Raw genomic sequence first — 10,847 nt, 5'->3', positions numbered from 1 at the left:
GGCCCGGTCATCAGCACATGGCCGTCCGCTTCGCGCCATTCGATGGTCAGGCGCCCGCCGTCCAGGATCATCTCCGCCCGCCGGCCGGTAAGGCCCCGGCGTGCGGCATTGACGAGCGCGGCACAGGCACCGGACCCGCAGGCGAGCGTGAGCCCCGCGCCGCGTTCCCAGACGCGAAGTCTGATCCGTTCGGGGGACAGAATCTCCGCGAAACCTATATTGGCGCGGTCGGGGAAAAGCCCGTCGGTTTCAAAACGCGGCCCAAGGGTCGCTACAGGGGTTGCCGCGATACTGGTCACAAAGAAGGTCGCGTGCGGATTGCCCATGGAAAGAGCTGCGGGATCGGCAACGGCGCCATCGGCGAGCGGCAAGTGCAGCGTGTCCATCGCGGAGGCCAGCGGCACCTGATCCCAAGCGAAGCGCGGCAGTCCAAGATCGACCGTCACGGAACCATCGCCGTGCAGGACGGAAAGGAGATCGCCGGAGATCGTGCGGATCACTACGCGGTCACGGCCCGTCTCCTGGCCGATCAGCGCGGCGACGCATCGGGTTGCATTGCCGCAGGCGCCGGCCTCGCTGCCGTCCGGGTTATGGATGCGCATGAAGACATCAGCGCCATCGCGCCCTGGTTCCAGGCTGATCAGCTGGTCGCAGCCGATCCCGAGCCTGCGGTCCGCCAGATGGCGGACGCGCGGGGTGGTGAGGCCGAGGGCGCGGGTCCGACCGTCGAGAATGACGAAATCGTTCCCCGCCCCATGCATCTTCATGAAGGAGATCTGCATTCCTCGGGTTATAGGAGCCCCCCGCCCCGGCCGGAAGAGCGATTGCCGGGTGCCAGTTTTGTCTCGAGGGAGGAAGAGGATGCGGAGACGCGCATTTGTGACCGGAGCCTTGGGGCTCTCCATGGCCCTGGGTGCCGGCCCTGCTTCCGCGGCCGGTCCCTCCTCGCCGGTCGGCGACTGGCGCACGATCGACGACCACACGCACAAGCCCCGCGCCATCGTCCGCGTCTATGAACAGAACGGATTGCTGTATGGGCGGGTGACGCAGATCCTCGACCATCATTACGACGGTGTCGTCTGCCAGCATTGCGCGGGCTATGCCGCGAACAAGCCGGTGCTCGGCCTCGTCATCATCCAGGGGCTGAAACCCGATGGGAATCAGTGGGATGGCGGCACCGTCCTTAATCCGGAGGACGGCAAGGTCTATCGCTGCCGCATGCATCTCGCCCCCGGCGGTGATACGCTCCTCGTGCGCGGCTATATCGGCACGCCGATGCTCGGCCGCACCCAGACCTGGCAGCGGGTGGGCGGGTAAGATCAGGTCCCGCCCCTTCCCATTCATACGGAAATTCCGTATATAGCGTCATGTCAGATCGCTTCGATCCTGCGAAGGATATGGCCAATCAAGCCAAGCATGGGCTGCCACTGATATTTGGCGACGAGATATTGAAGGACGGGAACTATCGGATCTTGCCAACGATCCGTCTGGAGGATGAGGAAGAGCGCTTCAAGTTGATAGGGATGGTAAGAGATCGTCTTTTCACGGCGGTCTTCGTGTGGCGGGGCGATCTGCCAAGATATATCTCCGTAAGGAGGAGCAACAATGCGGAAGAGCGAGTCTATCGCAATCCCGGCTGATCGGAATGATCCAGAGGACCGCGATGTGAGTGTCGAGGGGTTGGAGCGTGGCCAGCGCGCCCGGCTGGTCCGTGTGACACGGACGAAACTCGGCCTGTCCCAGCCGGAATTTGCCGCGCGCTTCAATGTGCCGGTGGGCACGCTGCGCGACTGGGAGCAGGCGCGCTCGACAGCGCCGGATTTTGCGATCGCCTATCTGCGTGTGATCGCCCGGCATCCTGACATGGTCGCCGACGTCTTGTCCCGGGAGACGGCATAGGACGCTGTCGGCGAGGGATCGCCGGAGCGGTGCCGCCCGCGCGGGCGGCCCGCGCATTCCAGCCGGTCGCCTCCGCGCTTGCGGCGGGGCCAGGGGTTCGCTATACGCCGCGCCTCGTTCGTCTGTGTGCCGGGCCTGAAATGGGCATGCCCGGCCGCGACACCTGTCCGGCGCCGCAGATCGCGGCACCATCGGCCAGGGTAATTTGAAGGAGACCAAAATGCCCAAGATGAAGACCAAGTCGTCGGTCAAAAAGCGGTTCAAGATTTCCGCGACCGGCAAGGTTCTGGCAGGCCCGGGCAACAAGCGCCACGGCCTGATCAACCGCTCTCAGAAGATGAAGCGCACCAACCGCGGCTCCCAGACGCTGACCGAAATGGACGGCAAGACGGTGAAGCAGTGGGCCCCCTACGGGCTGGCGTGAGAGAGAGGATCTGATCAATGGCACGTGTTAAACGCGGCGTTACCACCCACGCCCGGCACAAGAAGGTCCTGGCTCAGTCCAAGGGCTTCGTTGGCCGTTCCTCCACCAACTACCGCATCGCGCTCGAGCGCCTGGAGAAGTCCCTTCAGTACGCCTATCGCGATCGCCGGAACAAGAAGCGCGAATTCCGCGCGCTCTGGATCCAGCGCATCAATGCGGCCGTCCGTGAACAGGGCCTGACCTACAGCCAGTTCATCTTCGGCCTGAAGCAGGCGAATATCGAACTCGACCGCAAGGTTCTGGCCGCCATCGCCTTTGATGACGCCGAGAGCTTCGCTGGCATTGTCAGCCAGGTTAAGGCCGTCCTCGAAGCCGCGCCCGCCGCGGCTGCCTGATCCCGCGCGCCCCGCCCGGGGTGCCGTGACCCAGGTGACTTGAATGAGAGGGCTGCCGATCCACGGCGGCCCTTTTCTTTTTTCGGAGCCTTCCATGTCCGACGATCTTCTGGCCCTTCAAGCAGAAGCCGAGGCGGCGATTGCCCAAGCCTCCGACCCACGCGCGCTGGACGCCGTGCGCGTCGCCTTCATGGGCAAGCAGGGCCGCATCACCGGCCTGCTGCGCAGCCTGGGCCAAGTGGCGCCCGAGGAGCGAAAGGCCCGGGGTGCCGCAGTGAACGCGCTGCGCGACACGCTGGAAGGCGTGCTGGTTGGCCGCCAGGCGGTGATCGACCAGGCGGCACTCGCGGCACGGCTCGCCGCTGAACGCATGGACGTGACCCTGCCGCCCGCGCCGGACGCGCGCGGCTCCATCCATCCCATCAGCCGGACGATGGAAGAGATGGCGGCGATCTTCGGCGCCATGGGCTTCACGGTCGCCGAAGGCCCGGAAGTGGAGGCCGACTGGTACAATTTCGGCGCGCTGAACATCCCGGCCCACCACTCCGCACGCAGCGACATGGATACCTTCTATCTGCCGGGAACCCATGAGGGTTATCCGCTGGTGATGCGCACGCATACGAGTTCGGTACAGATCATCTCCATGCTGTCCGAGCCGCCGCCGCTGCGCCTGATCGTGCCCGGCCGCACCTACCGCGCGGATCACGACGCGACGCACAGCCCGATGTTCCATCAATGCGAAGGGCTGGTTATCGACCGCGGTATCACGCTTGCGCATCTCAAAGGCTGTCTGACCGATTTCCTGCGCAGCTTCTTCGGCATTTCCAATCTGCCGGTGCGTTTCCGCGCCAGCTACTTCCCCTTCACCGAGCCTTCGATGGAGGTCGATATCGGATGGAATCGTCGCACCGGCGAATTGGGCGGCGGTGGCGACTGGCTGGAGATCCTGGGCAGCGGCATGGTGCATCCGAAGGTGCTGGCCAATTGCGGCATCGACCCGCGGGAGTGGCAGGGCTTCGCCTTCGGCATGGGGATCGAGCGGGTGACCATGCTCAAGCACGGCATTTCCGATCTGCGGCTATTCTACGAAAGCGATATCCGCTGGCTGAAGCATTACGGCGCCTCACCCTTCCAACCGACGACCCTGCACGAGGGGGTGTGAGACGATGAAATTCACCCTTTCCTGGCTGCGCGAGCATCTCGACACCACGGCTTCCCTCGAAACCATTACGGACCGGCTTACCGGCATCGGTCTCGAACTCGAGGGCATTGAGAACCCCGGCGCGGCACTCGCTCCCTTCCGGGTCGGATACGTCATCGAAGCGGTGCAACATCCGAACGCGGACCGGCTACGGGCCTGCACGGTGGATGCGGGCGAGGGGCCGGTTTCCGTCGTCTGCGGCGCACCCAATGCGCGCACGGGCATCAAGGTTGTCTTCGCACCCGTCGGTGCCACCATCCCCGCCAGTGGCATGGTGCTGAAGGCGGGCGAAATCCGCGGCGTCGCGTCCAACGGCATGCTGTGTTCGGCCCGCGAACTGGGCCTGGGCGAGGATCATGACGGTATCATCGAACTGCCCGAGGATGCGCCTGTCGGGGCGCGCTTCGTGGACTACAAGGGGCTGGACGAGCCGGTGATCGAGATTGCGGTGACCCCCAATCGCGGGGATGCGCTCTCCGTCCGCGGTGTCGCGCGCGACCTCGCCGCCGCCGGTGTCGGCATACTGAAGACCTGGACGCCGGATACCGTGCCGTCCAAAGGTTCCAGCGCCATTACCTGGGCCATCGACGGCACGAAAGCCTGTTCCTGGGTACTCGGCCGCACGGTGCGCGGCGTGAAGAACGGGCCGAGCCCGGCCTGGCTGCAGGATCGTCTGCGGGCCATCGGCCTGCGTCCGATCAGCGCCCTGGTCGATATCACCAATTTCTTCACGATCGACCTCGGCCGCCCGCTGCATGTCTTTGATGTGGCAAAGGTGAAGGGCAACATGCTGACCCTGCGCCCCGGCGCCGGCGAAACCTTCCTCGCCCTGAACGGCAAGGAGGTAACGGTCACCGCCGATGACTGCGTGATTGCCGATGCCGAAGGCGTCGTTTCGCTGGCCGGTGTCGTGGGGGGCGAGGAGACCGGCTGCACCGAGGAGACGACGGACGTCTTCATCGAATGCGCCTATTTTGACCCCATCGCGATCGCGCTGACCGGCCGCCGCCACCAGATCGCCTCCGACGCGCGGGCGCGGTTCGAGCGTGGCATTGACCCGGCGCTGATGCCCGCGGCGCTGGAAGCGGCGACCCAGATGGTGATCGAACTCTGCGGCGGTGAGGCTTCCGAACCCGTTTCGGCCGGGGCCGAGCCCGATTGGCGCCGCACGGCGACACTGCGCTTCGAGCGGCTGCGCGGCTTCGCCGGCGCCGATATTCCGCGCGACGAGGCCGAGAAGATTCTCCGCCGCCTCGGTTTCGGTCTGGCGTCGAGTGACGAGGACAGCATCACCGTCCATGTGCCCTCCTGGCGCAACGACATCGCCGGGCGTGGCGGCCTGGAACCCGCCCGCGCGCTGAGCCCTGAGGTTCTGGCGAAGGTCTCGGCCGGTGTGGCCGAGATCGAGCCGGAAGTGGATCTCGTGGAAGAGGTGCTGCGCATCTGGGGCATCGACCGGGTGGAACCCGTTTCGCTGCCGCCCCTGGGGGCCGTTCCCGCCGCGTCCTTCACGCCGCGCCAAGGCCGCGCGCTGGTCACGAAACGGCTGCTCGCGAGCCGCGGTCTCGCCGAGGCGGTGACCTTCAGCTTTGCCGACCATAAGGTGGCCGAGCTGTTCGGCGAGGCGCCGGAATCCTTGCGTCTGGTCAATCCGATCGCCTCCGATCTCGACCAGCTGCGGGCGACGCCGCTGATCACCCTGGCGCTCGCCGGCGCCCGCAATGCGGCGCGGGGCTTTGCCGATCACGGCCTGTTCGAAGTCGGACCCGCCTTCCATGAAGGTGTCCGCGGCGGGCAGCAGGTGGTGGCGGCCGGTCTCCGCTTGGGCGAAACGCCACGCAGCTGGCTGGAGCCGGCGCGTGGCGTGACGGCGATGGACGCCAAGGCCGATGTCTGGGCGGTGCTCGCTGGGCTTGGTCTGCCGCTGGAGGCTTTGACGGTGACCGCCGATGCGCCGGGCTATTACCACCCCGGCCGCTCCGGCACCGTACGCCAGGGTCCGAAAGTGATGCTCGCGCGCTTCGGCGCCCTGCATCCGAGCCTGATCCGCGCGCTGGATCTGCCGCAGAATGCCGTCGCTTTCGAAATCTTCCTGGATGCGATCCCGGAGCCGAAGCGCCGGAAGAAGGCAGCGCCGGAGCTTTCGGCCTTCCAGCCGCTGCGGCGCGATTTCGCGTTCATCGCCACGAGCGACGTGGCGGCAGACGCGGTGCTGCGGGCGGCGCGCGGCGCGGTGCGGGAGCTCATCACCGGCGTCACGCTGTTCGACGTTTATGAGGGCGAGAAGATGGAGCCGGGCCGCAAATCGCTGGGCGTGGAGGTCGTGTTCCAGCCGAAGGAACGCAGCCTGACCGACGCCGAGATCGAGGAGGTTTCGGCCAAGGTGGTCGCCGCTGTCACCAAGGCGACCGGCGCCACGCTGCGGTAACCCGACCGCCTCAGCGACCCTTCGATTGACTGCGGGATATACGGTTCATATATGGACCGTATATCCTGCAGCCGCGAGGGACAGGCATGGGCATCGTGAAAATCGACGAGGATCTGCACGAGGAGGCGCGCAAGGCCAGCGCCGTCATGTGCCGGTCCATCAATGCGCAAGCGGAATTCTGGATGAAGATCGGCATGCTGGCCGAAACGAATCCGACGCTCTGCTTCAACGACATCGTCAAGGCGCAGTTCGCGGCGGCGGATATTCGCCCGGCCGAAGCGGCCGCCGCCTGACATGGTGAAGACGCGGGACGAACTCGCGTTGATGCGCGTGTCCGGCAGGCTCCTGGCCTCCGTCTTTGAGATGCTGGACGGGCTCGATCTCGCCGGCATGTCCACCTTGGAGATCAACGATCTGGTGGAGCGGTTCATCACCGTCGACCTTGCCGCGCGCCCTGCGAGCAAGGGCCAGTACGGCTTCGGATTCGTCCTCAACTGCTCGATCAATCATGTCGTGTGCCACGGCGTTCCGGATGCGCGCGCGATCGTCCGGGACGGTGACATCATCAATCTCGACATCACGCTGGAGAAGAACGGCTTCATCGCGGATTCAAGTAAGACCTATCTGGTTGGCAACGCACCGCCGGCCGCCAGGCGGCTGGTGAGGGTCGCGCAGGAGGCGATGTGGAAGGGGATCGGCGCGGTGCGGCCGGGCGCCTATACCGGCGACATCGGCTTCGCGATCGAGCGGCACACCAAGGCGCACGGCTATGCGGTCGTGCGGGAGTTCTGCGGGCATGGCATCGGCCGCGAGATGCACGAAGAGCCGCAGGTGATGAATTTCGGGCGGCCCGGCACCGGTCTGCGATTGCGCGAGGGCATGGTCTTTACGATCGAGCCGATGGTGAACCAGGGCACGCGCAAGGTGCTGACCGAGGATGACGGCTGGACGGTGGTGACCAATGACCGCAAGCTCTCGGCTCAGTTCGAGCATACCGTGGCCGTCACCAGGGCGGGCGTCGAAGTCCTGACCCTTCGGAGCGATGAGAGGCCGATGCTGAGCAGCGTATAAGGTCTGGTCCTGATAGGGAGACGGCGATGAACGCGCGGAAACTGGCGCTGATTACGGGCGCCTCCAGCGGATTAGGCGTGGCCCTGGCCGAAGATCTGGCTCGCCGCGGCTATGACCTGATCCTGACGGCGCGCTCCGAAGCGCCCTTGCAGGACCTCGCGGAGCGTTTGCGGCAAAGCCTCAAGGTGGCGGTGACGGTCGCGGCGTCCGACCTCTCCGTTCCCGGCAGTGTCGCGGGCTTGGCGGCCAGGCTGGACGGGCAGGGGCTGCAGCCCAGCGCGCTCATCGCCAATGCCGGTTTCGGTATCAACCAGCCCTTCGTCGATCACGACCCGGCGCGGCTGACCGCCATGCTGCAGCTCAATATCGTCTCGCTTTCCGAAATGGCGCGGGTCTACGGCGCCCGCATGGCGCGGGCCGGCTCCGGCCACATCATGCTGGTCGCGAGCATCGCCGCCTTCCAGGCGACACCGCTGCTGGGCGCCTATGGCGCGTCGAAAGCCTTCGTGCTCTCGCTCGGCGAGGCGCTGCATGTCGAACTCGCGCCGAAAGTCGGTGTGACGGTGCTTTGTCCCGGCTTCATGGAGACGGGGTTCGGCGCGGTCGCGGGTTTCAATCCGAACGAAATGACGCGACGGACGGCTCTGCCGGCGGCCAAGGTCGCGCGGATCGGGGTGGACGCCATGCTGCGGGGCGAAGCGGTGGTGGTCGCGGGTGGCGCCAACAAGGCCATGGTCGCGGCCTCCCGCCTTATTCCGCGCATGACCGCGGCTCGCATCGCCTACAAGGCGAGTGGCGGGGGCTCGTTCAAGCGATGATACGGCGACGTCGGATCAGAAAGGGCGGTGGCGTGTCTCCCGCTCCCGCTCATGCCGGGTGCGCGCCCCGATGACGTAATGGGCGCCGGTCCAGCAGAGGATGCCCAGCAGCGCGGGGATGCCGAAGAAGGCGACGACGCCGTACCAGTTTCCTCCAAGCCAGCTCATGTCTTGTTCCTTTCCAAGACCGGCCGCGAGGGCCGGAAGCGGGAGTAACAGCAAAGCGAGCCAAGTCTTGCCTTGAACGGTCTTGTTTCTGTTCCGGGACGAGTGTGCGCCGTTGCGCGCGAACGGTAAAGCAATTGCCCGCGCGCATGCGGGTGCCGGCACCTCAATTCTCATCGCTCCACTCCATCATGATATAGCCATTGACCATGGCGGGGGTGGCACGGCAGCGCATCGGCCGACCGCTGGCCCCGGGCGTATTCGCCGGGTAGGCCGATCCCATCGAATAAGGTTGGCCGTTATAGTAACAGAACTGCCGGGGATCAGGCGGCGCCTGTTGCATCAGGATGGGTGGCCCGCCCGCCTGGGGCGGCGGCTGGTAATTCTGGGCCTGGCAGGGCAGGGCGAGCACCGCCTCGCCCAGGACCCATGCCGCCAGAAAGGCCGTTTGCCCTTTCAACCGTGCCACGCTCCCCTGCCGTTCTCCCGGGCAAGCAGGATTGCATGGAATTGGTGAAGATTTCCTGGCCGCAAGCCGGACCGGGCGCTCCCCTATGCGGCTCCGGCGCTGCCCTTTATGCTGCTCGCTCCTTTGCCGAAGGACGTGCCTATGCCGAACGCGCTCCATGTCGCGGTCCAGATGGACCCGATGAACACAGTCAATATCAACGCGGATTCCACCTTCGCCCTGATGCTGGAGGCGGAACGCCGCGGCCACAGGCTGTGGCACTACGAGGTGCGGCACATGGCCCTGCGCGGCCAGCGCCTGACGGCGCGCGCCCATCCGGTCTCGGTTCGGCGCGAGGAGGGGAACTTCTACAGCTTCGGACCCGAGGAACTGCTCGACTTGGGGACGATGGATGTGATCCTGATGCGTCAAGATCCGCCCTTCGACATGGCCTATATTACGGCCACCCATATGCTGGAGCATATCCACCCCAAGACGCTGGTGGTGAACGATCCGGCCGCGGTTCGCAATGCGCCGGAAAAGCTGCTCGTCACCCAGTTCCCCGACCTTATGCCGCCGACGCTGATCACCTGGGACCGCGCGGCCATTACGGAATTCCGCGCCGAATTCCGCGACATCATCATCAAGCCGCTGTTCGGCAATGGCGGCATCGGCGTCTTCCGGCTGCGCGAGGACGACGAGAATTTCGGCTCGATCCTCGACAGCCATTTCTCGCGCACGACCGAGCCACTGATGATCCAGCGGTACGAGCCGGCCGTGCGGGCCGGCGACAAGCGCATCATCCTGGTGGATGGTGAGGCCGCAGGCGCCGTTAACCGCGTGCCGGCAAAGGGCGACGCGCGTTCCAACATGCATGTCGGCGGCCGGCCGGAGCGGACCGTCATCACGCTACGCGAGCGCGAGATCTGTGAGGCGATCGGCCCCTATCTGCGCGAGCAGGGCCTCCTCTTCACCGGCATCGACGTGATCGGCGATTATCTGACCGAGATCAACGTGACCTCCCCCACCGGTCTGCAGGAGATCGCGCGCTTCGACGGCATCCATATCGAGCAGCGCATCTGGGACCGGATCGAGGCGAAGAAGTAACACCGTGCGATGATCCGCGCAGGCGACATCAGAGGCGGCCGGGCCGTGCCCCTGGACGGGGCCTGGCCTGAGTTTCCGCGCCTGCCGGGCGGGGTTCTCGTATTCCTGCGCGTCGCCGCCTGCCTGCTCTGGACGGTGCTATGCGGCATCCCGCAATCGGTGCTGATTTTCCTGCCAGGCCGGGCCAAGGCCCTGCTGCCGCGTCTCTATTGGTGGGGCTGCTGCCGATGCCTCGGCCTGCGCGTGCGGGTGATTGGCGAGCCTGCCGGCGGCGGCCTGCCGGTCGTCTATGTCGGCAACCACTCCTCCTGGATGGATATCCCGGCACTCGGATCCGTCCTCACCGCCTGTTTCATCGCCAAGGGCGAGGTCGGGAAATGGCCGATCATTTCGATTGTCGCCCGGCTCGGCCGCACCGTTTTCGTCAGCCGCAAGGCCGCGACGGCGGCGAAGGAGAATGCCGATATCCTGCAGCGGCTGCGCCAGAGGGACAATCTCGTCCTGTTTCCGGAGGGCACGACGTCGGACGGCACCCGGGTCATGCCCTTCCGCTCCGCGTTTCTTGCGGTTGCCGAGACCGAACAGCCGCACGTGCTGCAGCCTTTTACCATCGTCTATGACCAACTCGATTTCCTGCCCGTCCGCCGTGAGGACCGCACCCTCTTCGCCTGGTTCGGAGACATGGACCTTGCGAGCCATCTGAGCCGCATTGCGCGCCACCGCGGTCTGCGCGTCACGATCCAGTTGCATCCGCCGCTCGACCGCGGGGCTGGGCTGAACCGCAAGAAGCTCGCCCAACTGACCTGGAGCCAGGTTGCGCAGAGTGCGGCCGAAATCCGCCGCAACCGGAATTCCTGTCCGGGCTGACGCTGGACCTTTCCCGTCCAGAGC

At 65.8% G+C, this 10,847-nt stretch carries 15 protein-coding genes; 12 read left to right on the top strand and 3 right to left on the bottom strand.

What is annotated here, in order from left to right; genetic code table 11:
* The coding region (gene dapF / locus VL752_RS10370; RefSeq protein WP_325354839.1) for a diaminopimelate epimerase at positions 1-782 on the bottom strand (782 nt) is incomplete at its 3' end.
* A 79-nt stretch (positions 783-861) separates the two neighbouring features.
* On the opposite strand from dapF, the gene VL752_RS10365 reads away from it, so the two are divergent.
* The 10 genes from VL752_RS10365 to VL752_RS10320 all read left to right on the top strand — a co-directional run bounded on the left by VL752_RS10365 (position 862) and on the right by VL752_RS10320 (position 8,236).
* The gene (locus VL752_RS10365) at positions 862-1,317 is read left to right on the top strand and encodes a DUF2147 domain-containing protein (protein ID WP_325354837.1); all 456 of its coding nucleotides are present in this window, start codon (positions 862-864) and stop codon (positions 1,315-1,317) included.
* Positions 1,318-1,367: 50 nt separating this feature from the next.
* Positions 1,368-1,640, top strand: a complete 273-nt coding sequence (locus VL752_RS10360) for a BrnT family toxin (RefSeq protein ID WP_325354835.1) — start codon at positions 1,368-1,370, stop codon at positions 1,638-1,640.
* Complete coding sequence (locus VL752_RS10355; protein ID WP_325354833.1) at positions 1,606-1,899, top strand: helix-turn-helix domain-containing protein; 294 nt, start codon at positions 1,606-1,608, stop codon at positions 1,897-1,899. The genes VL752_RS10360 and VL752_RS10355 overlap by 35 nt, the downstream gene beginning before the upstream one ends.
* Positions 1,900-2,119: 220 nt before the next feature.
* Complete coding sequence (gene rpmI / locus VL752_RS10350; protein WP_325354831.1) at positions 2,120-2,323, top strand: 50S ribosomal protein L35; 204 nt, start codon at positions 2,120-2,122, stop codon at positions 2,321-2,323.
* Between the two features lie 17 nt (positions 2,324-2,340).
* On the top strand, positions 2,341-2,718 hold the full coding sequence (rplT, locus tag VL752_RS10345; protein WP_325354829.1) for a 50S ribosomal protein L20: 378 nt from the start codon (positions 2,341-2,343) through the stop codon (positions 2,716-2,718).
* 94 nt (positions 2,719-2,812) lie between these two features.
* Positions 2,813-3,880 (top strand): phenylalanine--tRNA ligase subunit alpha, encoded by a 1,068-nt coding sequence (gene pheS / locus VL752_RS10340; protein ID WP_325354827.1) that lies wholly within the window; start codon positions 2,813-2,815, stop codon positions 3,878-3,880.
* Between the two features lie 4 nt (positions 3,881-3,884).
* Entirely contained in the window at positions 3,885-6,347 is a 2,463-nt protein-coding gene (gene pheT / locus VL752_RS10335; RefSeq protein ID WP_325354825.1) for a phenylalanine--tRNA ligase subunit beta, read from the top strand.
* Positions 6,348-6,433: 86 nt separating this feature from the next.
* On the top strand, positions 6,434-6,640 hold the full coding sequence (locus VL752_RS10330) for a ParD-like family protein (RefSeq protein ID WP_325354822.1): 207 nt from the start codon (positions 6,434-6,436) through the stop codon (positions 6,638-6,640).
* Between the two features lies 1 nt (position 6,641).
* Positions 6,642-7,418 carry a type I methionyl aminopeptidase gene (gene map / locus VL752_RS10325; protein WP_325354820.1) on the top strand — a complete coding sequence of 259 codons (777 nt, stop codon included), beginning with the start codon at positions 6,642-6,644 and terminating at the stop codon, positions 7,416-7,418.
* A 26-nt stretch (positions 7,419-7,444) separates the two neighbouring features.
* Complete coding sequence (locus VL752_RS10320) at positions 7,445-8,236, top strand: SDR family NAD(P)-dependent oxidoreductase (protein WP_325354818.1); 792 nt, start codon at positions 7,445-7,447, stop codon at positions 8,234-8,236.
* Positions 8,237-8,251: 15 nt separating this feature from the next.
* On the opposite strand, the gene VL752_RS10315 is transcribed toward VL752_RS10320, so the two are convergent.
* Together VL752_RS10315 and VL752_RS10310 are read right to left on the bottom strand one after the other, a co-directional pair.
* Positions 8,252-8,404 carry a hypothetical protein gene (locus VL752_RS10315; protein WP_325354816.1) on the bottom strand — a complete coding sequence of 51 codons (153 nt, stop codon included), beginning with the start codon at positions 8,402-8,404 and terminating at the stop codon, positions 8,252-8,254.
* A 163-nt stretch (positions 8,405-8,567) separates the two neighbouring features.
* The gene (locus tag VL752_RS10310; protein ID WP_325354814.1) at positions 8,568-8,870 is read right to left on the bottom strand and encodes a hypothetical protein; all 303 of its coding nucleotides are present in this window, start codon (positions 8,868-8,870) and stop codon (positions 8,568-8,570) included.
* 141 nt (positions 8,871-9,011) lie between these two features.
* On the opposite strand from VL752_RS10310, the gene gshB reads away from it, so the two are divergent.
* Entirely contained in the window at positions 9,012-9,956 is a 945-nt protein-coding gene (gshB, locus tag VL752_RS10305) for a glutathione synthase (protein ID WP_325354813.1), read from the top strand.
* A 9-nt stretch (positions 9,957-9,965) separates the two neighbouring features.
* Positions 9,966-10,823 carry a lysophospholipid acyltransferase family protein gene (locus VL752_RS10300; RefSeq protein WP_325354811.1) on the top strand — a complete coding sequence of 286 codons (858 nt, stop codon included), beginning with the start codon at positions 9,966-9,968 and terminating at the stop codon, positions 10,821-10,823.
* Positions 10,824-10,847 lie beyond the last annotated feature (24 nt).

Source organism: Acidisoma sp. (genome assembly GCF_035492295.1).
Lineage (GTDB): Bacteria > Pseudomonadota > Alphaproteobacteria > Acetobacterales > Acetobacteraceae > Acidisoma.
This window is presented reverse-complemented; position numbering and strand designations above follow the sequence as displayed.